We start from the raw sequence: 21,702 nt of genomic DNA, 5'->3' as shown, positions 1-21,702 counted from the left end.
TGATCGCCGGATGGCCCTGCCCACCGATGCCCCGTCTTCTTCTTCGACTTCTTCCGTGCTGCCCGAGTTCCGCTGGCAGCGCCGCGACACCCTACGGACCGCCGGTCTGCTGGCGGTCATAGCCGCACTGCACATCGTCGCGTTCGGTGTGCTGTTCCTGCTCGTCGTGCCCGGCCACTACACCGTCGGCACCCAGGTGTTCGGCGTGGGCCTGGGCATTACCGCGTACACCCTCGGCATGCGGCACGCGTTCGACGCGGACCACATCGCCGTCATCGACAACACCACCCGCAAGCTCATGGCCGACGGGAAGCGCCCGGTCTCGGTGGGCTTCTGGTTCGCGCTCGGCCACTCCAGCATGGTCGTGCTCATGGCCGCGCTGGTCTCGGGCGGCGCGGCGCTCGCCGGGACCCTGATGGACGAGGACTCCCGTACGCACCAGGTGCTCGGCACGGTCGGCACCACCGTCTCCGGGGCCTTCCTGTACCTCATCGCCGCCCTCAATCTGGTCGCGCTGGCCGGCATCTGGCGGGTCTTCCGTGCCATGCGGGCCGGGGAGTACGACGAGTCGGAGCTGGAACGGCAGCTGGACTCGCGCGGTTTCATGAACCGGGTACTGGGCCGGTTCACCAAGGCCATCACGCGGCCGGGCCAGATGTTCCCGATCGGGCTGCTCCTCGGCCTCGGCTTCGACACCGCGACCGAGGTGACGCTGATGGTGATGGCGGGCAGCGGCGCCGCGTCCGGGCTGCCCTGGTACGCGATCCTGTGCCTGCCGCTGCTGTTCGCGGCGGGGATGAGCCTCTTCGACACGCTCGACGGCACGTTCATGAACTTCGCGTACCAGTGGGCGTTCTCCAACCCGGTGCGCAAGGTCTACTACAACCTCACGATCACCGGCCTGTCCATCGCCGTGGCGCTCTTCATCGGCACCATCGAGCTGGTCAGCGTGCTGCACGAAAAGCTCGGCCTCAAGGACGCGGTCACCGGCTGGATCTCCGGCCTGGAGCTGGACAACGTCGGCTACGTCATCGTCGGCCTCTTCGTCGTCGTCTGGGCGGCGGCGATCGCCTACTGGCGGCTGTCGGGCGTCGAAAAGCGGTGGGCGGCACGGGTGGCCGCCGCTCCGGAGGGCTGAGCACGCAGTACAAGGACTGCAGTACAAGGACTGCAGTACAAGGTGAGGGGCGGCGGGCCGGTGCCCGCCGCTCCTTACTTCCCCGCCGCCTTCTTCGCCGCTCGCTTCATCTGCTGCTTGTACGCGCGGACCTCGGCCAGCGACTCGGGGCCCGTGATGTCGGCGACCGAGCGGTGGGAGTTCTCCTCGCCGTACGGACCGGCGGCCTCGCGCCAGCCCTCGGGGCGTACGCCGAACTGCTTGCCGAGGAGGGCCAGGAAGATCTGGGCCTTCTGCTTGCCGAAGCCGGGCAGGTCGTTGAGGCGTTTGAGCAGCTCGGCGCCGGTTCCCGCGTCCCGCCAGACGGCTTCCGCATCGCCGTCGTAGTGCTCGACGAGGTACTGGCACAGCTGCTGCACCCGCTTGGCCATCGAGCGCGGATAGCGGTGCACGGCCGGCTTGCGGGCCAGCAGCTCCTCGAACGCCTCCGGGTCCTGGGCCGCGATGGCCTGCGCGTCCAGGTCGTCGCCGTTCATCCGCCGGGCGATGGTGTACGGGCCGGTGAACGCCCACTCCATCGGCACCTGCTGGTCCAGCAGCATGCCCACCAGCGCGGCGAGCGGACTGCGGCCGAGCAGTTCGTCGGCTTCCTCCTGCTGTGCGACCCGCATCCTCACGTTCATGTTCCGATGATCCCTTCCGGCGCCGCACCCCGCATATCCGGGCAAGCGTTTTCGTGCGACGATCCCGTCCATGCCGACACTGAGCGAACTGATTCCCGCCGAGGCCGTGCGGCTGGACGTGACGGCGGCGGACTGGCGGGACGCGGTACGGGCCGCCGGCGATCTCATGGTCGCGACCGGTACCGCTACCGGCGAGTACACCACGGAAATGATCGAGAACGTCGAGGAGAACGGGCCGTACATCGTCATCGCCCTCGGCTTCGCCTTCGCGCACGCCCGCCCCTCGCCCGCGGTACTGAAGACCGGCATGTCGTGGGTGCGGCTGGCCGAGCCGGTGGAGTTCGGGCATGAGTCGAACGATCCGGTGAGCCTGGTCGTCGCGCTCGCGGCGCGGGACTCCGGGGCGCACACGGAGGCGATGGCGGCGCTCGCGCGGCTGCTCGGTGACCCGGAGACCGAGCGGGCGCTGCGCGAGGCGGCGACGCCGGAGGCGGTGCACGCGGTACTGGCGGGCCGCGACGCGCCGACGGAACCCGCGGCCGCGCAGGGCGGCACCTCCGTACACAAGATCCTCACCGTCTGTGGCAACGGACTGGGCACCAGCCTCTTCTTGAAGAACACCCTTGAGCAGGTGCTGGATCGCTGGGGCTGGTCGAGGTACGTCACCGTCGAGGCGACCGACACCATCTCCGCCAAGGGCAAGGCGGGCGAGGCCGTCGCCATCCTCACCTCGGGCGAGATCGCCAGGACGCTCGGCGATGTCGGCGTCCCGGTGAAGGTCGTCGAGAACTTCACCAGTACGGGTGAGGTCGACCGCATCCTCCGCGATACCTACGACGTCCAGTAACGAATACGACGTCCAGTAACGAAGGGCGCACCACCACCATGCACTGGCTCGTATCGATCGCCGAATTCCTGGTCAACGAGGTCCTCAGCCAGCCGGCGTACCTGGTCGGCCTGATCACGGCCACCGGTCTGATCGCCCTGAAGAAGACCGCGGGGCAGATCATCGGCGGCGCCATCAAGGCGACGCTGGGCTTCCTGCTGATCGGGGCGGGGGCGAATCTGGTCGTCGCGGCCCTCGCCCCGCTGGGCGAGATGATCCAGGGCGCGACCGGCGCGCACGGCGTCATCCCGACCAACGAGGCGATCGTCGGCATCGCGCAGGCGCAGTTCGGCGCCCGGGTCGCCTGGCTGATGATCGTCGGCTTCGGGGTCAGCCTGCTGCTGGCCCGCTTCACGCCGTTGCGGTACGTCTTCCTGACCGGTCACCACATGCTGTTCATGGCGACGCTGCTGACCGTGGTGCTGGCCACCGCCGGTCAGTCCTCGGCCGTCGTGGTGCTGGTCGGCGGCGTGCTGCTGGGCATCCTGCTCGTCTCCATGCCGGCCTTCGCGCACCCGTGGACCAAGCGGATCACCGGTGACAACACCATCGCCATCGGCCACTTCGGCACCGCCGGGTACGTCGCGGCGGGCGCGACCGGACAGCTGGTCGGCCGGCGCAGCCGCAGTACGGAGGACATGAAGCTGCCCGAGGGGCTGCGCTTCCTGCGCGACTCGATGGTGGCCACCGCGCTGTCCATGGTCCTGATCTACGTGATCCTGGCGATTCTTTTCCTGGCGAAGGCGGGCCGGGACACCGCGTTCAAGGCGTTCGCGGTCGACGGCGGCGCGGCGGCGGCCACCGGTATCGGCAACTACTTGATGCAGTCCGTCATGCAGGGCCTGCAGTTCGGCATTGCCGTCGCGATCATCCTGTTCGGTGTGCGGACGATCCTGGGCGAGCTGGTCCCGGCGTTCCAGGGGATCGCCAAGAAGGTGGTGCCCGGTGCGGTGCCCTCGCTGGACGCGCCGATCGTCTTCCCGTACGCGCAGAACGCCGTGCTCATCGGTTTCCTCTGCAGCTTCCTCGGCGGGCTGGTCAGCCTCGGGCTGCTCTCCGCGCTCTTCCACCCGTGGTTCGGCCTCGCGCTGGTCCTGCCGGGGCTGGTGCCGCACTTCTTCACCGGCGGCGCGGCCGGTGTCTACGGCAATGCGACGGGCGGCCGGCGCGGCGCGGCCCTCGGTGCGTTCGTCAACGGCGTGCTCATCACCTTTCTGCCCGCGCTGCTCCTGAAGGTGCTCGGTGCGTTCGGCGAGGAGAACACCACTTTCGGGGATGCGGACTTCGGCTGGTTCGGTGCGCTGATCGGCAATGCGGCGAAGTTGGGCGGCGCGGGCGCTGTCGTGCTGATGCTGGCGATCGGAGCGGTGGTGCTGGGCGGGGCCGTGCTGGTGCAGAAGCGGGTGGTGGAGACCGGCTGGGATCCGGGTGCGCGCCGGGATGCGGTACTTCCTCGTACGGAGGCCCCGGCGGCTGCGGCTCCGGCGGCCGCCAAGGCCACCTCGACGGTCACGACCGCTTACGCGAAGATCGCCCCGCCGGCCGGCGCGCCCACGCCGCCCCCGCCCCCGGAAGCCGGCTGATCACCCCGAGTGCTGCCGGGACGGCGGGCGGATGAGGAGCATCATCGCGTCGTCCCGGCAGCCGCCGTCGCGGTAACGGGCCAGGTCGACTTCGAGGGCGTCCAGGACGACGGTCGGTTCGTGGCCGCAGAAGGCCGTGACGCGCTCGGCGAGGGGGTAGAACTCGCCCGCGCCATTGCGGCATTCGGCCACCCCGTCCGTGCACAGCAGCAGCCAGTCGTCCGGCGCCGGCCGTACGACCGCGGTCGGGCACCGGTCCTGGACCATCCGCATCAGCCCGAGCGGGGCCGTCGCGTCCAGCCCGGCGAGCCAGGAGGCCCGGCCGCCGCGCACCACCAGCGGCGGCGGGTGGCCGCAGCTCAGCAGCTCCACCCGGCCGTCGTCGTACACATTGATCAGCAGCGCGGTGACGAAGCCGTCGTGGTGGTGGATGCGGGTGACGGCGGTGTCCATGCGCAGCGCGATGCCCGCCAGGCTGCTTTCGTGGTGGGCGAGTTCGCGCCAGATGTGCAGCGTTTCGGCGGCCGTCGCGACCACGTCCAGGCCCTTGCCCGACACGTCGCCGATGAGCAGCCGGACGCCGAAGGGGGTGCGTTCGGCGCCGCAGATGTCGCCGCCGACCGTGGCGCCGGGAGTGGCCGCGAGATACCGCGCGTCCAGCCGTACTCCGCCCACCGACTCGGGTGGCCGGGGCAGTACCGCCGCCTGGGTCACCTGGGCCAGCCGGCCGAGGCGGGCGAGCTTGGACTCCTGGCGGCGGCTGCGGCGGGCGGCGGCGCGGACCAGCGCGGTCACCGTCAGTACGCCCGCCAGCGCCGCGATCACGTTCACCGGGCGGGCGGCGCCCCAGCCCAGTACCGCCACGCCGGCGAGTGCCGCGGCGCCGGCGCCCAGTACGTCGCGCCCGCCCGACCGCCCCATTGCGGGCAGCGCCGCGACGGCGGGCATCAGGGGCAGGAAGAGCTGCGGGAGATCGAGGGCCCGGCCGAGGAGGGCGCAGCCCGCGGCAATCGCCAGCGGAAACGTTCCTCGGATCAGCCTCGCGGAATTGCCGGGCGGCGGTGCGGCCGGGACGGTACTGACGCGTCCGGCCGGAGGAAGCTTCGGCATGGCAAAACCTGCCCGCTGAGCGGCGGCTGGAACGGAACAGCCTAGTGAGCGTTCGATGCACGAGGTGTGCATATGGCGAATTCCCTCGGAAAGAAGCTGGTCAAACCCGTGCTTCGGGAATCAGGATTCGCGCAGTGTCCAGGCCAGGAAGCGGTTCAACAGCTCCCGCTCCTCTCCCGACAGGCTCAGCCGTTGCCGCCCGTACGCCCGGGTGGCACGCGGCATCCGGAAGGCCGTGACCTCGTTCTCGTCCGGCTGCGGCTCGATCAGCGACTGCCAGGCCAGCCCCGTGAACGCCGCGACGAGCGGGCCGGGCGGCAGCTGCGCGTCGCCGCAGATCTCCCGTACCTGCGCCAGCTCGAAGCTGCCGGGGAAGACGCTGAGCCGCGCCCAGAGCAGCCGTTCGTCGGCCGTGCACAGCCGCAGGCTCCAGGCGAGGGAGTCGCGCAGCGAATGCTGGCGGCCGGGCAGGCCGGGCGCGGTGGCCGGCAGGTCGAGCGCGGCCTCGGCCCGGGCGAGGCCGGCGAGCACGTCGGCGGCGGAGTGGCGGGTGAGCTGGTCCGCCGCGATGCGCACGGCGAGCGGCAGGCCGTCCAGCAGTGCGCAGATCCGCCGGGCCACGTCGGGCGGCGCCTCCTCGGCGTCGAGCTGCCGGGCGTACGCCGCGAACATCCCGGCCGCGACGTCGAGCGGTACGGGGGACAGCGGATACAGGCCCGGGGTGCGCAGCGGGGTGCGGCTGGTGGCCAGTACGTGCAGGCGGGGGCAGGCACCGACCAGGGCGGTGAGGACCTCGGTGCACCGCTCGGCCAGGTGTTCGCAGGTGTCCACGACCAGCAGGGCCGGGGTGTCGCCCAATGCCTCGATGAGCGCGGCGAGCTGGGGTTTCCCCGCGGGGCCGTCCATGCCCAGCGCGCGGGCGAGCCAGTGCGGCACGAGCCCGGGGTCGGCGAGCGGCGCGAGGTCGGTACGGGCCACGATGACGTCCGGGCCGAGCCCCGGCCGGCGCGTCAGCGCCTCGGCCAGTGCGCTCTTGCCGACGCCGCCGGGGCCCGTCACGGTCACCAGACGCCGGTGCCGCAGGAGGTACTCGACCTCCGCCAGCGCTCCGTCCCGCCCGGCCAGGGCGACCTGGTCGCAGTTCTCCAGTTCCCGCATGGCGGTCAGCCTGCCGGTCGGGGCGGGGCCCCGGCATCGGTGATCGGACGCGATAGGTATACCTAACTCTCGCCGTAGACCAGGTCGTTGGTCGGTACGGACGCGCTGTCGGGCCGGGGCGGCATCGGGATCTCGAAGTGGACCGTCTCGACGCCCGGGCCGTGCTCGCCCGTCGCGCGGGCGTCGAAGACCTCGTCGGCGAGGCTGCGCCAGAAGGCGCCGCTGCCCTCGACCTTGACGTTGGTGTGCAGGTAGATGCGCTCGTACCCGGGGGTGGCGGCGGCGAAGGCGCAGGCCCGGCCGACCATCGTGCGGGCCAGTCCGTGCCGCCGGTGGGCCGGGTCCACGTAGACGCGTACGAGCTGGGCGGTGGAGCCGGACGGGTAGCGGTCGGCGAGCCATCGGGGGTGCGGCGGGTGGGCGGGGCCCGCGGAGCGCACGCCGGTCGTGCCCACCACCTCGCCCTCGTGCACGGCCACCAGCAGCAGATGGCGGGGGTCGTCGAGATAGGTGCCGGGGATGTCGACCACGTCGCGGTGCCACTGCGGCACAAAGCCGTAGCCGAATTCCCGGTAGAGGGTGTCGAGCATGACGCGGCGGGCGCCGTCGATGTCGGCGGGGGTGGCGGCCCGCACGGTGTAGGCGGGCGCGGTGGGCCGCGCGGTGTCGGTGACAGTCATGGTGTGCCGTGCTTTCTACAGGTCAGGGTGTCGGCAGGCCGGGGCCGGCGCAGTGCACGTCGGACGTCGGTACGGTGCCGCTCACCAGGTAGGCGGCCGCCGTGCCGTCGACGCAGCCGTTGCCGCGGCTGGCGAACACGCCGTGGGAGTAGTCGTTGTGGAGGGTGACGAGGCGGGAGCCCGGCAGCCGCCGTTGCAGGCCGCGGGCGCCGGCTATCGGCGTGACCGGGTCGTGGTCGGAGGCGACCAGCAGGACCGGGGGCGCTTCGGGGCTGCCGAGCGCGGTGCGGTGGGCGGGCCGGTGGTGCCAGTACGCGCACACCGAAGCCTCCATCCCGGTGAGCACCGGCTGCGGGTCGAGCCGCCGTATTCGGCGGATGTCGGTGATCACCTGCGCGGCAGTGGGCCCGGGCCCGTCCGCGCACTTGACGGTGCGATTGGCGGCTTCGTACGTACGGGATGCGGCACCGTCGAAGGGGTCGGCCGGGCGCAGCGGTGCGACGGTCCCGTCCTGTAGGTACGTACGGATGCCGTCGGCCAGGCCCGCCCAGCGCTCGGTACGGCCGAGCGCCCGGTAGACGGTGCGGTCGAACTCCGCGGCGCCGAAGCCGTCGACGGGACGGTCCGCGAGGCCGTCGCGGGCGCGCTGGTAGGCGGTGCGGACGGCGGCGGCGCTGCCGCCCAGCCCGAAGCGCTTCTCGTGCGCGGCGGCCCAGCCGAAGAAGGTGTCGCGCTGGCGCAGCAGCGCCCGGCTCTGCCGGAGGTCGAAGTCGTACCAGTTCTCGGGTCCGACGACGCTGTCGAGCACCATCCGGCCGACGCGGTGCGGGAATTGGGCGGCGTAGGCGGCGCCGAGGTAGGTCCCGTAGGACACGCCGAGGTAGCCGATCTTCCGCTCGCCGAGGGCCGCGCGGATCGCGTCCATGTCGCGGGCCGTCTCGGTGGTCGAGAGGTGCGGCAGCGCATCGCCGACGCCCGTAGCGCACGCGTCGGCCATGTGGCGGAGCGAGTCGAGGTAGCCGCGCTCGGCGGCGGGGTCCTTCGGCACCGGGTCCTGGCCCGGTGCGTCGAAGAGCCCGCCCATGGGGCCGCAGTCCGCGGGCGCGCTGCGCCCCGTACCGCGCGGGTCGAACCCGATCACGTCGTACGAACGCCGCACGCTCTCGGGGAGTTTGGCGCGCTTGGTGACGGCGTACGGAAGCCCGGAGCCGCCGGGCCCGCCCGGGTTCACCAGCAGGACGCCGCGCCGCTCGTCCGGCGTGCCGGAGGCCGGTACCCGGGAGACGGCGATGTCGATGCCCCGGCCATTTGGACGGCTCCGGTCCAGCGGAACGCTCAGCTCGCCGCACTCGACGCGGTCGGGCGCCGGCGGGTCCGGTACGGAGTCGGGGCAGGCGCCGAAGCGCAGCGCGGGGGCCGGGGGAGCGGCGGCGTGCGCGGGCGCCGCGGGGAGCAGCGCGGCGGCGGTGGCCGCGAGGGCGCAGAGCAGGGCGGGGCGACGGGCGGCGGTGATCACAGAGCTCGCATTCAGGGCAGTGGCGGGAACACCGTGCAAAGAGGTGACTTGAAAATGATTATCGTTTACAGTGTGGCTCGGTCAAGCCGGACAACTCTGCGAAGAGGCGTTTCCGGCCGGGCCGACGACCGCAACTCACTGCTGGCGAAGGGGAATCGTGGCTCATCTGCTGATGGTCGAGAGCTGGGTCGGGGCAATGAGCAGGCTGCTGCCCCGTGCGATCCGCGAGGGCGGGCACGAGTTCACGTTCCTCACCCGCGATCTGCACCACTACCTGCGCAGCGCGCCCGAGGGCACGGCCCACCCGCTGCTCGGCGCCCGCAATGTGCTGACCGCCGACACCAACGACCTGGAGACGCTGCTCCCGTACGCCGAGGAGCTGCACGCCGCGCTCGGCTTCGATGGCGTGATCACGTCCTGCGACTACTACCTGCCGACCGTCGCCCGGATCGCCGGCCATCTCGGCCTGCCCGGACCGGCGCCCGAAGCGGTCGAGAACGCCTGCCGCAAGGACGCCACCCGCCGCGTGCTCGCGGACGCCGGGCTGCCCCAGCCGCGGTTCGCGGTCTGCGCCGACCGGTCCGAAGCGGCGGCGGCCGCCGCGGAGATCGGGTATCCGCTGGTGCTCAAGCCCGTGGACCTGTGCGCCGGGATGTTCGTACGGAAGGTCGCGGACGAGGCCGAGCTGCAGCGCGCCTACCGCGCCGTCGAGGACTTCCCCATCAATGCGCGCGGCCAGCGCCGGGCCCCCGTCGTCCTCCTCGAAGAGCTGCTGCACGGGCCCGAGGTCAGCGTGGAGACCGTGACGCACGGCGGGTCCACGCAGGTCGTCGGGGTGACGGACAAGAGCGTGGGCGGGGCGCCGGCCTTCATCGAGACCGGGCACATGTTCCCCGCCGCGCTCTCCGCCGCCGACGCGGCGGCCGCTGCCGACACCGCCGTACAGGCCCTCAAGGCGCTCGGCCTGGACGGCGTCGTCGGACACACCGAGATCAAGCTGACGCCCGACGGGCCGCGCGTCGTCGAGGTCAACCCGCGGCCCGCCGGCAACCGCATCACCGAGCTGATCCGCCATGTCACCGGCATCGACGTGGCCGCCGCCTGCGTGGACGTCGCGCTCGGGCAGCAGCCCGATCTGGCCGTCCGTGACACCGGACTGGCCAGCGCCGCGATCGGCTTCCTCGTGCCGGAAGAAGCGGGCGTACTCGCGGACATCGACGGCGGCGACGCCGTGCGCGAGGCGGACGGAGTACTGGAACTCCAGCTCGCCGAGCCGGGGAAGAGTGTGAAGGCGGCCGGCAGCAACAACGAGTACCTCGGGCACGTCATGGCGGGGGACGCGGACGGGCCGGGCGCCCGGGCCCGCGTCGAGGAGCTCCTGTCCGGGCTGCGCCCGCGGGTGGTGGGCCGATGAGCCCGGCCGCCGACGGCCCCTGTACCGCCGTCACCTGCTACGACGACCTGGTGGCCGGGGTGCTGGCCGGTGCGTACGGGCCCGACCCCGCCGAGCGGCGGATCTCCACGGCCTTCAGCACCCGGCAGGCCGTACGCCATGCCGGGCGGGCCGGGGGCTACCGCAACGAAGTGCTCAGCCTGCGGCTGGGCGCGGCGGTCGGGTCCTGCGCGGTCGAGCCCGGCGCGCTGAGTGACGAGGCCGTCGAGGCGTGCGTGGGCGCGGACGTTGCCACGCTGCTGGGGCACGAGCTGCTGCCCGTACGGGTGGCGGCGCTGGACGCGTACCTGATGGACGTCGCGCCGCACGGGTCCGCGAGCGGTGCCCGGCCGTTCCCGCTGCCCGCCGGCAGCTCGCTGGAGAAGTCCCGCGCCCGGGCGCGCGCCGTCGTGGAGCTGATCGACGCGCCGCCCGGCGCGCGGGTGCTCGTCGTCGGCGTCGTCAACTCGCTGCTGGAGGCGCTGCGCGAGCGCGGCCTGACGTATGTGCCGTGCGACCTCAAGGGCGGTACGACGGAGTGGGGCGAGCCGGTCGTCACCGACGCGCTCGCCGAGCTGGACCGCTGCGACGCGGTGCTCGCCTCCGGCATGACGCTGGGCAACGGCAGCTTCGAGGCGCTGCGGGCGCACGCCGCCGCGCACGGCACGCCGCTGGTGATGTTCGCGCAGACGGGAAGTGCCGTACTGCCGCGGTTCCTCGGGGCCGGGGTGAGCGCGGTGTGCGCCGAGCCGTATCCCTTCTTCTGGCTGGACGGCGGGCCGGGGACCGTTCACCGGTACGCCGGGACGGCCGCCGGGCCGGACCGTCGCGCCGCCGCCTCCGGAGCCGCCGCATGACCACGGCCGTCCTGCCCACCACCGCCAACCCGCAGCTGCTCGGCCTGCTCGGCCGCACCCCGCTCGCCCGGATCACCACCGGGCTGCCCTGCCCGCACCCCGGCTTCTGGGCCAAGCTCGAAGGGCTCGGCGCGGGCGGCATGAAGGCGCGGGCCGCGGTGTCGATGCTGCTGGGCGCGAAGGAGCGCGGCGAACTCCGGCCCGGCGCGCCGGTCGTGGAGTCCACCTCCGGCACCCTCGGCGTCGGCCTGGCCTTCGCGGGGCAGGCCCTCGGCCACCCCGTCGTGCTGGTCGGCGACACCGAACTGGAGCCGTCCATGCGGCGGTTGCTGCGGACGTACGGCGTCCGGCTGGAGCTGGTGGACCGGCCGGCGGCCGAGGGCGGCTGGCAGGCCGCGCGGCTGGCCCGGCTGCGTGCCCTGCGCGCCGAACTCCCCGACGCGTACTGGCCCGACCAGTACAACAACCCCGACAACATCGCCGGTTACGCCTCGCTGGCCGCCGAGATCGCCGCCGACCTGGACCACCTCGACGTACTCGTGTGCAGCGTCGGTACGGGCGGCCACAGTGCGGGCATCGTCGGCCCGCTGCGCCGCCACTGGCCGGGCCTGCGGCTGATCGGCGTGGACGCCACCGGGTCCACGATCTTCGGGCAGCCCGCCCGGCCCCGCCTGATGCGCGGCCTCGGCAGCAGCATCCACCCGCGCAACGTCGCCTACGAGGCGTTCGACGAGGTGCACTGGGTCGGCCCGGCCGAGTCCGCGGACGCCTGCCGCCGGCTGGCCGCCGGCAACTTCGTCAGCGGCGGCTGGAGCACGGGCGCGGTCGCGCTGGTCGCCGCCTGGGCGGCCCGGATCCACCCGGGCGCGGTCGTCGCCACCGTCTTCCCCGACGGGCCGCAGCGCTACCTCGGCACCGTCTACGACGACGACTTCGCCACCGCGCACGGGCTGGACCTGACCACCGCCGTCACCCGCCCCGTCGAGATCCCGCACCCACGGGCCGCGGAGGCCACCGGCTGGACGCGCTGCCGGACGGTCGCCGACCCGCTCGCCGGCCCGCTCACCCCCACCCCCTCGGAAGGCACCCCGTGAAGCTCAGCCAGCGCACCGTACGGCTCCGGCTCACCGAGCCGCTGCGCATCTCCCGCTCGACCATGGCGGCCCGCGACGCCGTCTGGCTCGCCATCGAACACCAAGGACAGCGCGGTTACGGCGAGGCCGTGGCCAGTACGTACTACAACCTCGACGCCGAGACCATCGGACGGCTGCTCAGCGAGACCGCGCTCGAACTCGCCCGATTCGACGGGCCGGAGGCGGCGCTGGATGCCCTGCGCGAGGGCGCGCTGCCCGGGCCTGCCACCCCGCCCGCCGTGACCGCCGCCGTCGAGTCGGCCCTGCTGGACCTGGTCGGCAGGCGCGCCGACGCACCCGTGCACCGGCTCCTCGGGGCCCAGGAGGCGCCGCGGGCCGCGACCGCGCGCACCATCGGCATCGGCTCGCGCCGCGCCGCCGGGGAGGAGGCCGGGCGGCTGGCCCGGCACGGCTTCTCCGTCATCAAGATCAAGGCCGGCTCGCCCGACCCCGAGGACGACCTGGAGCGCGTACTCGCGGTACGTGAAGCGGCGCCGTACGCCCGGCTGCTGCTGGACCCCAACGGCGCCTGGACCACCGCGCAGGCCTCGGCCCTGCTGCCCCGGTACGCCGACCTCGGCGTCGAGGCCGTCGAACAGCCCATCGCGCCCGGCCGCCCCGAAGCGCTGGCCCGGCTCGCCGAACGCTCGCCGATCCCCGTCATCGCCGACGAGGACGCGGTCGGCTTCGAGGACGCCCGGCGGCTCGTCGGCCGGGTGCACGGCATCAACGTCAAGCTCGCCAAGTGCGGCGGCGTGCACGCGGCGCTGCGTATCGCCGACCTGATATCCGGCAGCGGCACCGAGCTGATGCTCGGCTGCCTGACCGCCAGCTCGCTCGGCCTCGCCCCCGCCGTCCACCTCGCCGACCGCGCCCGCTGGGCCGACCTCGACGGCCACCTGCTGCTCGCCCACGACCCGTGGACCGGCATCGGCGGCACCGACGGCACCGTACGGGCCGGGCGGCAGCCGGGCCTCGGCGTGCGGCCGGTGCGCCACACCGACCTGCCCGACGGGACGGCCGCACCGGCCGGCCTCGTCCAAGAGGTGCCGCGATGAAGAGAACCTGGCACGAGATGCGCGGGTTCCCGCCGGCCATCCGCCTCCTCCTGATCAACCAGCTCGGCGTCAACACCGGCTTCTACCTGCTCATCCCGTATCTCGCGGTGCACCTGGGCGAGGACCTGGGCATGTCGGCGGCGGTCGTCGGCATCGTGCTCGGCGTCCGCAACCTCAGCCAGCAGGGCCTGTTCCTCATCGGCGGCTCGGCCGCCGACCGGCTCGGCGCGCGCGGCGTCATCATCGCGGGCTGCGGTCTGCGCACCGTCGGCTTCGCGCTCTTCGCGCTCGGCGACGGCCTGGCCGTGCTGCTCGCCGCGTCCATCCTCAGCGGCCTGGCCGGCGCGCTCTTCAACCCGGCCGTGCGCGCCTACCTGGCGCAGGAGGCGGGCGACCGCAAGGCCGAGGCGTTCGCGCTGTTCAACGTCTTCGCGACCACCGGCGCGCTCATCGGCCCGCTGCTCGGCTCCGCCCTGCTGCTGGTCGACTTCCGGGCCTCCGCGCTCACCGCCGCCGGGATCTTCGCCGTACTGACCGCCGCGCAGGCCGCCGTGCTGCCCGCCCGTACCGCAACACCCACCAAGAGTTCCGTACTGGGCGACTGGCGCGAGGTCGTCTCCAACCGCGTCTTCCTGGCCTTCTCGCTCGCCATGGTCGGCATGTACACCATGGAGAACCAGCTGTACCTGCTGCTGCCGGACGGCGCCCGGCGGGCCACCGGCTGGGACGGCGCGGCCGGGATCGTCTTCCTCGTCGGCACCGCCGCCAACCTCACCCTCCAGCTGCGCGTGACCCGCGCCCTGAAGGACCGCGGCAGCCGCTCCCGCTGGATCACCGCCGGACTCGCCCTGATGGGCCTGGCGTTCGTGCCGCCGATGGCCGTCGCGGGGCTGACCGGGCCGCCCGGCAGCCTGGGCGCCGCCGCGCTGCGCGCCCTGCCCGTACTGGCCGGCGCGCTGCTGCTCTACCTCGGCGTCATGATCGCCCAGCCGTTCGTGATGGAGCTGATCCCCGACTTCGGCCGCGCCGAGCTGACCGGTACCTACTTCGGCCTGTTCTACGTCGTCTCCGGCATCGCCGCTGCCGTCGGCAACACCGTCGTCGGCTGGGCCATGGACGCCGGCGGACAGGACGCGGGCTGGCTGCCGTGGGCCTGCTGCCTGGTGTTCGGGCTGCTGTCCGCCGCGGGCGTGGGCTGGCTGCACAAGCTGCGCGCACTGCCGGAGCGGGCGCCCGCCGGACCCGTGGCGGTGGCCGCGTGAGTACCTCGGAAGGAACCGCCGTGAGCAGCGGAAACCTGCTGACCGACAACCCGGAGCTGTACGAGGCCCGGTTCCCCGACACCGAACGACTGGCCGGGCGCTGGGCCGCGGACTGCCTGCGCCGGTACGGCTCCGGGCCGCGCGTCCTGGACATCGGCTGCGGCACCGGGCGCGACGCCGCGTACCTGCACAGCACCGGCCGCTCCGTCGTCGGAGCCGACCTCTCGGAGGCGATGCTGGCGTACGCCCGTACGCATCACCCCGGACCCTCGTACGTACCTGCCGACCTGCGCGGCTTCCGCTTCCCCGAGCGGTCCTTCGACGCCGTCGTCTGCCTGGACAGCGCGCTGCTGTACTGCCACACCAACGACGACCTCGACGGCTTCCTCGCCTCCTGCCGGCGCAGCCTGGCACCCGGCGGACTGCTCGTCGCCGAGATGCGCAACGGTGCGTTCTTCCTGGGCCGTACGGAGATCCTCGACGCGCCGGCGGTGCGCCGTTTCGCCTGGCAGGGCGTCGCGTACGAGTCCACCACGACCCTGTACGTCGACCGCGCGGCGCAGCTGCTGCGCCGTACCCGCGTCTGGACCGCCGACGACGGCTCCGCACCCGTCGAACAGCGCTCCGCCTGGCGGCTGCTCCTCCCGCAGGAGCTGCGGTACGTGCTCGCGGCGCACGGCTTCGAGGTGGTCGCGCTGTACGACGGGCCGGGCCCGCGCACCGAACCCGCGTGGCGGGAGGGCGACCCCCCGGGCGAGCGCCTGGACGCGGACCGCCTGCACCTTGTCGCGCGCCTCATGTCCCCTGCCTGACCGTTCGTCACCCGACTCTCACAGCAAGGACACCGCCATGCCCAACGCCCCCTTCGACGACTCCCGCTTCCCCGGCCTGCGCCGCCGGGGATTCCTCGCAGCCGCCGGCGGCGTGGCCGGGCTCGGCGCGCTCGCGCTGGCCGGCTGCGGCGGCCCCGGCGGCTCCGGTGCCGCCGCGGGCGGCGACGGCAAGCCCCGGCGCGGCGGCACGCTGCGCGCCGCGTTCGCCGGCGGCGGCGCGAGCGAGACCCTCGACCCGCACCGCACCAACCTCTTCGCCGACGCCGCCAGAGCCAAGGCCCTCTTCGACAAGCTCGCCGACCAGGGCGCCGACCTCTCCGCGCAGCCGCGCCTCGCCGCTTCCTGGGAGCCCAACGACGGCCTGGACCGCTGGCGGGTGAAGCTGCGCAAGGCCACCTTCCACGACGGAAAGCCGGTGACCGCCGCCGACGTCCTGTACAGCTACCGCCGCATCGCCGACCCGAAGGAGGCGTTCCGCGCCAAGGCGTCCCTGGAGCCCATCGACCTCAAGGCGAGCCGGGCCGTGGACGACCGCACGGTCGAATTCGTCCTGAAGCGGCCCACCGCCGAATTCCCCAATGTGCTGGCCGCGTTCGGCGCGTACATCGTTCCCGAGGGCGCGAAGCACTTCGACGACAAGCCGGTCGGCAGCGGCCCGTTCCGCTTCGTCTCCTTCACGCCCGGCCGGTCCGCCGTCGTCGAGCGGTACGACGAGTACTGGGACGGCGCGCCGCACCTGGAGCGGCTGGAGTTCGTGATCGCCAACGAGGAGTCGGCCCGCGTCAACGCCCTCCTGGGCGGCCAGGTCGAGTACGCCCACGAGCTGAACCCGACCACCGGGCGGGCGCACGAGGGCAAGGGCCAGGTGGAGATCGTCCGGCTGCGCAACAGCGCCATGCAGGCGTTCGCGATGAAGACGGACCGGGCGCCGTTCGACGACAAGCGGGTGCGCGAGGCGTTCTACCTGATCGCCGACCGCGAGGAGCTGGTCAAGGGCGCGCTGTCCGGCGCCGGCGAGATCGGCAACGACCTCTTCGGCAAGGGGTACGAGTACTACGCCGACGGCCTGCCGCAGCGCACCCAGGACCTCGACAAGGCCCGCCACCTGCTGAAGAAGGCGCGGGCCGAGGGCCTGAAGGTCACCCTGGACACCTCGCCCGTCGCCGCCGGCTTCACCGAGGCCGCGTCCATCTTCCGCGACCAGGCCGCCAAGGCCGGCGTGCACGTGAAGGTCAAGGTGGGCAGCAAGGACACCTTCTGGACCGACACCCTGGACTCCGGGACGTTCGCCAGCTACCGCTCCGGCGCCATGCCCATCGAGTCCCACATCTCCCAGCGCCTGCTCACCGACTCCACCACCAACGCCACCCAGTGGCACCACAAGGACTTCGACGCGCTCTACCAGCAGGCCCAGTCGACCAAGGACAAGAAGGACCGGGCGGCCGTCTACGAGCGGATGCAGCGCCGGCTGTACACCGAGGGCGGCTTCCTGGTCTGGGGCTTCGCCGACTGGATCCTCGGCACGGCCAAGAACGTCCGGGGCGTCGCGCGGGACGCGCCCGCCAACACGCTGGACTGGGCCCGGTTCGACAAGGTGTGGCTGGCGTGAGTGCCACCAAAGAGGTTCGCGGTACCGGCCTGCGGGCCTGGGTGGTCCGCCGGCTGCTGCTCGGCGCCGGCCAGACCGTGGCCGTCGTACTGCTGGTCTTCGCCCTGACCGAGGCGCTGCCCGGGGACGCGGCCGTGGCCCTCGCGGGCGACCAGCCCGACCCGGCCCGCGTCGCGGCCATCCGCGAGGCCCTGCACCTGGACCGGCCCGCCCACGAACGCCTCGTCGCGTGGGCAGCCGGCCTCCTCCACGGCGACCTCGGCACCTCCCTGACCTCCGGCCGCCCGGTCGCCACCTACCTCGCGAACGGTTTCGGCCCGACCGTGCTGCTCGCGGCCCTGACGGTCGCGCTGCTGATCCCGGTCTCCGTCGGCCTCGGCGTGCTCGCCGCGCGCCACGAGGGCCGGCTCGCCGACCGCCTCATCAGCTCCGCGACCCTGGGCGTCTACGCCGTACCGGAGTTCGCGCTCGGCGTGCTGCTCGTCACGGTCTTCGCGCTCCGGCTCGGCTGGCTGCCGCCGACCGCCGTGGGCTACGGCACCGACCTGCTCGCCCACCCCGCCGCGCTCGTCCTCCCGGTCCTCGTCCTGCTCGCCCGGCCGGTGTGCTCGCTGGCCCGGCTGGTGAGGGCCGGGATGATCGACGCGCTGGCGTCGCCGTACGCCGCGCAGGCCCGCCGGTACGGCATCGCGGGCGCGCGCGTCCGGTACACGCACGCCCTCCCCAATGCCCTCGCCCCCGCGGCGCAGCAGCTGGCGCGCACGATCGACTGGCTGCTGTGCGGCGTCATCGTCGTCGAGGCGCTGTTCGTGATCCCCGGCCTCGGTACGGTTCTGATGAACGCGGTCGCCGAGCGCGATGTCCCGGTCATCCAGGGCCTTGCGGTGGTCTTCGGGCTCACCGCCGTCGTCCTGAACCTCGGCGCCGACCTGGTGGCGCGCCGGTTCACCCCACGAGCGGCGGTGGCCGCATGACCATGCGTACCCGCGGATCCGGCCGCTTCGCGCTCGCCCTCCTGCTCACCGCCGTACCGCTGCTGATCGCCCTCCTCGGCCCGCTGCTCGCCGGCGAACCCGGCCCGCGCGGCGCCTCCTTCACCCTCGGCGACGGGCACTGGGCCGGTACCGACTTCGTCGGCCGGGACGTCTGGCGGCAGGTGCTGCTCGGCGGCCGTACGGTCGTCCTCACCGCGCTGTCCGCGACCGCGCTCGCGTACGCGGTAGCCCTGCCGCTCGGCCTCGCCGCCGCCCTGACCCACCGCGGCTGGCTCGAAGAGCTCCTGATGCGCCCGCTGGACGTGCTCCTGGCAATCCCGTCCCTGCTGCTGATCCTCCTCGCCGCGGCCGTGTTCTCGCCCGGGACGGCAGGACTCGCCCTGCTCGTCGCCCTGGTGAACATCCCGGACGCGGCCCGCATCATCCGCGCCACCGCGGCCGAGGCGGCAGCCCGCCCCGCCGTCGAGGCGCTGCGGATGCAGGGCGAGACCTGGTGGCGGATGGCCGTGGGCTACGTCGGCCGCTCGGCCCTGCGCACCCTCGCCGCCGACGCCGGCACCCGGCTGACCGGCGTCCTGTACCTCGTGGCCACCGCCGCCTTCCTGGGCGTCGGCGTGGCCCCGGACGCCGCCGACTGGGCGGTGATGGTCGACCGCAACCGCACGGGCCTGTTCGTCCAGCCGTGGGCCGTCGTCCTGCCCGCGGTACTGATCGTCGCCCTGACCATGGGCGGCAACCTGCTCTTCGACGCGGCGCTGGCTCGCACGCGGTCCTCGGCACGAAAGGAAACTCGCACGTGAACGGGGCCACCGACACTTCCCTGCTGCCCACCGGCGACCCGGTCGCGGAGATCGAGGACCTGCGGGTCGTGATCGACACCGAAACGGGGCCCGGCCGCGCGATCGTCGACGGGGTGTCCCTGGGGCTGTACCCCGGGCGGATCACCGCGCTCGTCGGCGCGTCCGGCAGCGGCAAGACGACCACGGGGCTGGCGCTGCTGGGCGAGTATCCGTCCGGTGCCCGCGTCACCGGCGACGTGCGCGTACCGGACGGCCTCATCGGCTATGTGCCCCAGCACCCGGCCGCCGCCCTCAACCCCGCCCGCCGGGTCGACGCCCTGCTCCGCGACATCGCCCGCGCCCAGGTGCGCGACCTGCCCCGGCGCGACCGCCGCACGGCCGTCACCGAACGCGTCCTGCAGGCCTGCGCACAGGCCCAAATCCCGGACGCCGAACCGCTGTTGCGGCGCTACCCGCACCAGCTCTCCGGCGGCCAGCAGCAGCGCTTCGTCCTCGCCCAGGCCCTGCTCACCGGCGCCCGCGCGGTGATCGCCGACGAGCCGACCACCGGCCAGGACGACCTGACCAAGCGCCGCATCGTCGAACAGCTCGCGGGCCTGGCCCGGCAGGGCATCGCCGTCCTCCTCCTCAGCCACGACCTGGACGTCGTCCGCGCCCTCGCCGACGACCTCTACGTCATGCGCGCGGGCCGCGTCGTGGAATCGGGCCCGGCGGAGCAGGTCCGGCAGTCGCCCCAACACGAATGGACCCGCGAACTGTTCGCGGACGCGGCTCCCAGGCACGACGCCCCGCCGGCTTCCGACAGGGCCACCCCCTCAGGCCGCGCGGCCGAGGCCGCCGACATCTCCGACACCCCCGACCTCCAGGAGACCCCCGAGGACCGCGACATTCAGGGAACTCCCGATGCCCCCGGCATCCAGGGAACTCCCCATGCCCCCGTCGCTCCCCTCCTCCACATCCGCGACCTGACCGCCCGCCACCACCGGACCCCCGTCCTGCACGTCCCCGCCCTCACCCTCCAGCCCGGCGAGTGCCTGGCCGTCGTCGGCCGGTCCGGGAGCGGCAAGACGACCCTCGGCCGCTGCCTGGCCGGCCTGCACCGCACCCACGACGGCGAGATCCTGCTCGACGGCGTGCCGCTCCCGCGCAGCCTGCGGTCCCGCACCCGCGCGGAGCTCGCGGCGGTCCAGTACGTCTTCCAGGACGCCCGCGCCGCCTTCGACGAGCACCGCCCGGTCCTGGACCAGGTGGCCCGCACGGCCGTCCGGCTGCGGCACGTCCCCGCCGCCGCGGCCCTGACCGAGGCCGCGGACACCCTGGCCGATCTCGGCCTCCCCGCCGACCTCGTACGCCGCCGCCCCCAGCAGCTCTCCGGCGGCGAACTCCAGCGCGCCGCCCTGGCCCGCGCCCTCCTGGCCCGCCCCCGCGTCCTGATCTGCGACGAGATCACCTCGGGCCTGGACACCGTGACCCGCCGCGCCCTCCTCACCCTCCTCACCGACCTCCTCCGCACCCGCCCGGACCTCGCCCTGGTCCTGATCACCCACGACCGCGAAACCGCCGCCGTGTCCACCCGCACCGCCGTCATCAAGAGCGGCCGTCTCGCGGACCACGGCCCCACCCGGCGGATCCTCAGCGCCCCGTCTCTGGCAGCAGTCCCCGCATCGTCTCCGCCGCACGTACCGCCGCATCGCCACAGCAGTTGTTGAACAGGACGTGGACGGTGTCGGCGCGGTGGGTCAGTGAGCGTATGCGCGGTATCCACTCGGTCAGTTCGGCGGTCGTGTAGGCGTGCCGGTAGCGGTCCTCCTTGCTGCCCGTGCCCCATGCCTCGCTCCGGCCGTGGAAGCGGACCACGGCCGTGCCGGGCGAGGTCACCGGGGTGACGGGCGGTACGGACGCCGGGAGCGTCTGCGTCATGTCCACGGCCACGGCCGCCATGCCGAGCCCCGAGAGGAGCGCCGTGGTGCGGTCGGCCGCCTCCCGTCGCCACCAGTCGGGATGCCGGAACTCGACGGCGACGGGCCAGCCGTCCGTACGTTCCGCGCACCGTTCGAGGAACTCCTCGGCCCGCGCGCCCGGCGCGAGCCACGGCGGGAACTGGAACAACAGCGTGCCGAGCCGGCCGGCGTTCCGCAGCGGTGCGAGCGCTCCGCTGAACCGCGCCCACACCTCGTCGAGCAGCGCCGGATCGGCGTCTCGCGGGTTTCGCGGGCCGCGGGCGAAGGCCGGGCGCAGGTCGGCGGGGAGCGCCGCCGCCCGTGTGGGGTGCCCGGTGAGGAGCGAGAACGCCTTGACGTCGAAGCGGAAGCCGGCCGGCGTGCGTGCGGCCCACAGCTCGCTGTTCCGCGCGCTGGGCAGCGCGTAGTACGTCGCGTCGGCCTCCACGACAGGAAACCGCTCGGCGTAATAGCGCAGCCTCCCCTCCGCGCCCCGGCTCCCCGCCGGGTACCAGCCACTGCGCACCAGCGCCGGGTCCGTCCACCCGCACACCCCTACGGCAATTCCACCCATGGCGCCCGGCTACCCGCGCTCCCGGGCGCTCACCGCCCGGGCGGCCTGTAGTAGCCGCTCGGTCAGGCTCGTCTTACCGGCGTCGACGTGCGCCGGAATTCCCGGGTTCAACCTCTGCACCGAGTGTCATGTCCTCCGAATGGGCGGCGATTACCTGCTGCTGGGACATGAATGTCGTCCGCATTTCCGTCTCCCTTCGGTGGGTTCAGTGACCTCCGGCAGTGCGGCAGACCCCCGTCCGCCCGGCAACGCATTTATCGGTGGGCGCCGCGCTGCCTCGTCCCGAACGTGCGCGGGACGAGGCAGCGGTGGTTCCGTTCCTATGCGTGTGGGCCGCTCCTGACTGCGGACGTGCCGCCGCCGCAGGTCAGGGACGCCAAGAGGTTGCCGAGCAGACCCGCCCGGTCAGCGACTATCCGTACCTGGCCGACTTCGACGACAAGACCCAAGAGGTTCAGCCGTAATCCCTCCGGAAT

20 protein-coding genes are annotated in these 21,702 nt (G+C 73.3%); 13 read left to right on the top strand and 7 right to left on the bottom strand.

Going from position 1 to position 21,702, the window contains the following annotated elements; translation table 11 throughout:
* The first annotated feature begins 10 nt into the window (after positions 1 to 10).
* Complete coding sequence (locus AB0I82_RS23415) at positions 11 to 1,138, top strand: HoxN/HupN/NixA family nickel/cobalt transporter (RefSeq protein WP_363259645.1); 1,128 nt, start codon at positions 11 to 13, stop codon at positions 1,136 to 1,138.
* 74 nt (positions 1,139 to 1,212) lie between these two features.
* Here the strand turns inward: AB0I82_RS23415 and AB0I82_RS23410 are convergent, their stop codons facing one another.
* A complete protein-coding gene (locus AB0I82_RS23410; protein WP_363259302.1) occupies positions 1,213 to 1,800 on the bottom strand; it encodes an HhH-GPD-type base excision DNA repair protein in 588 nt (195 codons plus the stop codon).
* A 70-nt stretch (positions 1,801 to 1,870) separates the two neighbouring features.
* Between AB0I82_RS23410 and AB0I82_RS23405 the strand changes: the two genes are divergently transcribed.
* Together AB0I82_RS23405 and AB0I82_RS23400 are read left to right on the top strand one after the other, a co-directional pair.
* Positions 1,871 to 2,647, top strand: a complete 777-nt coding sequence (locus tag AB0I82_RS23405; protein WP_363259301.1) for a PTS sugar transporter subunit IIA — start codon at positions 1,871 to 1,873, stop codon at positions 2,645 to 2,647.
* 38 nt (positions 2,648 to 2,685) lie between these two features.
* The gene (locus AB0I82_RS23400; RefSeq protein ID WP_363259300.1) at positions 2,686 to 4,269 is read left to right on the top strand and encodes a PTS ascorbate transporter subunit IIC; all 1,584 of its coding nucleotides are present in this window, start codon (positions 2,686 to 2,688) and stop codon (positions 4,267 to 4,269) included.
* Here the strand turns inward: AB0I82_RS23400 and AB0I82_RS23395 are convergent, their stop codons facing one another.
* The 4 genes from AB0I82_RS23395 to AB0I82_RS23380 form a co-directional block, all read right to left on the bottom strand.
* Positions 4,270 to 5,379 (bottom strand): PP2C family protein-serine/threonine phosphatase, encoded by a 1,110-nt coding sequence (locus tag AB0I82_RS23395; RefSeq protein WP_363259299.1) that lies wholly within the window; start codon positions 5,377 to 5,379, stop codon positions 4,270 to 4,272.
* Between the two features lie 120 nt (positions 5,380 to 5,499).
* Positions 5,500 to 6,537 (bottom strand): AAA family ATPase, encoded by a 1,038-nt coding sequence (locus AB0I82_RS23390; protein WP_363259298.1) that lies wholly within the window; start codon positions 6,535 to 6,537, stop codon positions 5,500 to 5,502.
* A gap of 62 nt (positions 6,538 to 6,599) precedes the next feature.
* Positions 6,600 to 7,217 carry a GNAT family N-acetyltransferase gene (locus tag AB0I82_RS23385; RefSeq protein WP_363259297.1) on the bottom strand — a complete coding sequence of 206 codons (618 nt, stop codon included), beginning with the start codon at positions 7,215 to 7,217 and terminating at the stop codon, positions 6,600 to 6,602.
* A 22-nt stretch (positions 7,218 to 7,239) separates the two neighbouring features.
* Positions 7,240 to 8,733: an alpha/beta fold hydrolase gene (locus AB0I82_RS23380; protein ID WP_363259296.1), complete on the bottom strand. Its 1,494-nt coding sequence runs from the start codon at positions 8,731 to 8,733 to the stop codon at positions 7,240 to 7,242.
* A 157-nt stretch (positions 8,734 to 8,890) separates the two neighbouring features.
* On the opposite strand from AB0I82_RS23380, the gene AB0I82_RS23375 reads away from it, so the two are divergent.
* From AB0I82_RS23375 to AB0I82_RS23330, 10 genes are read left to right on the top strand one after another with little or no spacing between them, the layout of a single operon-like run.
* Entirely contained in the window at positions 8,891 to 10,147 is a 1,257-nt protein-coding gene (locus AB0I82_RS23375) for an ATP-grasp domain-containing protein (RefSeq protein WP_363259295.1), read from the top strand.
* Positions 10,144 to 11,022, top strand: coding sequence for a DUF364 domain-containing protein (locus AB0I82_RS23370; RefSeq protein ID WP_363259294.1), 879 nt, complete (start codon positions 10,144 to 10,146; stop codon positions 11,020 to 11,022). Before AB0I82_RS23375 ends, AB0I82_RS23370 begins: the two co-directional genes overlap by 4 nt.
* Positions 11,019 to 12,116, top strand: a complete 1,098-nt coding sequence (locus AB0I82_RS23365; protein ID WP_363259293.1) for a pyridoxal-phosphate dependent enzyme — start codon at positions 11,019 to 11,021, stop codon at positions 12,114 to 12,116. Before AB0I82_RS23370 ends, AB0I82_RS23365 begins: the two co-directional genes overlap by 4 nt.
* Positions 12,113 to 13,213 carry a dipeptide epimerase gene (locus tag AB0I82_RS23360; protein WP_363259292.1) on the top strand — a complete coding sequence of 367 codons (1,101 nt, stop codon included), beginning with the start codon at positions 12,113 to 12,115 and terminating at the stop codon, positions 13,211 to 13,213. The genes AB0I82_RS23365 and AB0I82_RS23360 overlap by 4 nt, the downstream gene beginning before the upstream one ends.
* The gene (locus AB0I82_RS23355; protein WP_363259291.1) at positions 13,210 to 14,475 is read left to right on the top strand and encodes an MFS transporter; all 1,266 of its coding nucleotides are present in this window, start codon (positions 13,210 to 13,212) and stop codon (positions 14,473 to 14,475) included. The genes AB0I82_RS23360 and AB0I82_RS23355 overlap by 4 nt, the downstream gene beginning before the upstream one ends.
* A 20-nt stretch (positions 14,476 to 14,495) precedes the next feature.
* Positions 14,496 to 15,287, top strand: a complete 792-nt coding sequence (locus tag AB0I82_RS23350; protein WP_363259290.1) for a class I SAM-dependent methyltransferase — start codon at positions 14,496 to 14,498, stop codon at positions 15,285 to 15,287.
* Between the two features lie 37 nt (positions 15,288 to 15,324).
* Positions 15,325 to 16,917 carry an ABC transporter substrate-binding protein gene (locus AB0I82_RS23345; RefSeq protein ID WP_363259289.1) on the top strand — a complete coding sequence of 531 codons (1,593 nt, stop codon included), beginning with the start codon at positions 15,325 to 15,327 and terminating at the stop codon, positions 16,915 to 16,917.
* Positions 16,914 to 17,891 (top strand): ABC transporter permease, encoded by a 978-nt coding sequence (locus tag AB0I82_RS23340; protein WP_363259288.1) that lies wholly within the window; start codon positions 16,914 to 16,916, stop codon positions 17,889 to 17,891. The genes AB0I82_RS23345 and AB0I82_RS23340 overlap by 4 nt, the downstream gene beginning before the upstream one ends.
* The gene (locus AB0I82_RS23335; RefSeq protein ID WP_363259287.1) at positions 17,888 to 18,712 is read left to right on the top strand and encodes an ABC transporter permease subunit; all 825 of its coding nucleotides are present in this window, start codon (positions 17,888 to 17,890) and stop codon (positions 18,710 to 18,712) included. Before AB0I82_RS23340 ends, AB0I82_RS23335 begins: the two co-directional genes overlap by 4 nt.
* Entirely contained in the window at positions 18,709 to 20,421 is a 1,713-nt protein-coding gene (locus tag AB0I82_RS23330) for an ATP-binding cassette domain-containing protein (RefSeq protein ID WP_363259286.1), read from the top strand. The genes AB0I82_RS23335 and AB0I82_RS23330 overlap by 4 nt, the downstream gene beginning before the upstream one ends.
* Here the strand turns inward: AB0I82_RS23330 and AB0I82_RS23325 are convergent.
* A complete protein-coding gene (locus AB0I82_RS23325) occupies positions 20,345 to 21,226 on the bottom strand; it encodes a DUF72 domain-containing protein (protein WP_363259285.1) in 882 nt (293 codons plus the stop codon). The two genes, AB0I82_RS23330 and AB0I82_RS23325, sit on opposite strands and share 77 nt — an antisense overlap.
* Positions 21,227 to 21,235: 9 nt before the next feature.
* On the bottom strand, positions 21,236 to 21,346 hold the full coding sequence (locus tag AB0I82_RS23320; RefSeq protein ID WP_363259284.1) for a GTP-binding protein: 111 nt from the start codon (positions 21,344 to 21,346) through the stop codon (positions 21,236 to 21,238).
* Between the last annotated feature and the right edge of the window lie 356 nt (positions 21,347 to 21,702).

The organism is Streptomyces sp. NPDC050315, from assembly GCF_040655775.1.
Classification (GTDB): Bacteria; Actinomycetota; Actinomycetes; order Streptomycetales; family Streptomycetaceae; genus Streptomyces.
Note: the sequence above shows the minus strand (reverse complement) of the source record. Positions and strands in the feature narration are given on the sequence as shown.

What these genes read in the sequence shown, in the direction of transcription:
- AB0I82_RS23415 (WP_363259645.1), top strand. Translation starts at nt 11, where the DNA reads ATGGCCCTGCCCACCGATGCCCCGTCTTCTTCTTCGACTTCTTCCGTG.
- AB0I82_RS23410 (WP_363259302.1), bottom strand. Translation starts at nt 1,800, where the DNA reads ATGAACGTGAGGATGCGGGTCGCACAGCAGGAGGAAGCCGACGAACTG.
- AB0I82_RS23405 (WP_363259301.1), top strand. Translation starts at nt 1,871, where the DNA reads ATGCCGACACTGAGCGAACTGATTCCCGCCGAGGCCGTGCGGCTGGAC.
- AB0I82_RS23400 (WP_363259300.1), top strand. Translation starts at nt 2,686, where the DNA reads ATGCACTGGCTCGTATCGATCGCCGAATTCCTGGTCAACGAGGTCCTC.
- AB0I82_RS23395 (WP_363259299.1), bottom strand. Translation starts at nt 5,379, where the DNA reads ATGCCGAAGCTTCCTCCGGCCGGACGCGTCAGTACCGTCCCGGCCGCA.
- AB0I82_RS23390 (WP_363259298.1), bottom strand. Translation starts at nt 6,537, where the DNA reads ATGCGGGAACTGGAGAACTGCGACCAGGTCGCCCTGGCCGGGCGGGAC.
- AB0I82_RS23385 (WP_363259297.1), bottom strand. Translation starts at nt 7,217, where the DNA reads ATGACTGTCACCGACACCGCGCGGCCCACCGCGCCCGCCTACACCGTG.
- AB0I82_RS23370 (WP_363259294.1), top strand. Translation starts at nt 10,144, where the DNA reads ATGAGCCCGGCCGCCGACGGCCCCTGTACCGCCGTCACCTGCTACGAC.
- AB0I82_RS23365 (WP_363259293.1), top strand. Translation starts at nt 11,019, where the DNA reads ATGACCACGGCCGTCCTGCCCACCACCGCCAACCCGCAGCTGCTCGGC.
- AB0I82_RS23355 (WP_363259291.1), top strand. Translation starts at nt 13,210, where the DNA reads ATGAAGAGAACCTGGCACGAGATGCGCGGGTTCCCGCCGGCCATCCGC.
- AB0I82_RS23345 (WP_363259289.1), top strand. Translation starts at nt 15,325, where the DNA reads ATGCCCAACGCCCCCTTCGACGACTCCCGCTTCCCCGGCCTGCGCCGC.
- AB0I82_RS23335 (WP_363259287.1), top strand. Translation starts at nt 17,888, where the DNA reads ATGACCATGCGTACCCGCGGATCCGGCCGCTTCGCGCTCGCCCTCCTG.
- AB0I82_RS23325 (WP_363259285.1), bottom strand. Translation starts at nt 21,226, where the DNA reads ATGGGTGGAATTGCCGTAGGGGTGTGCGGGTGGACGGACCCGGCGCTG.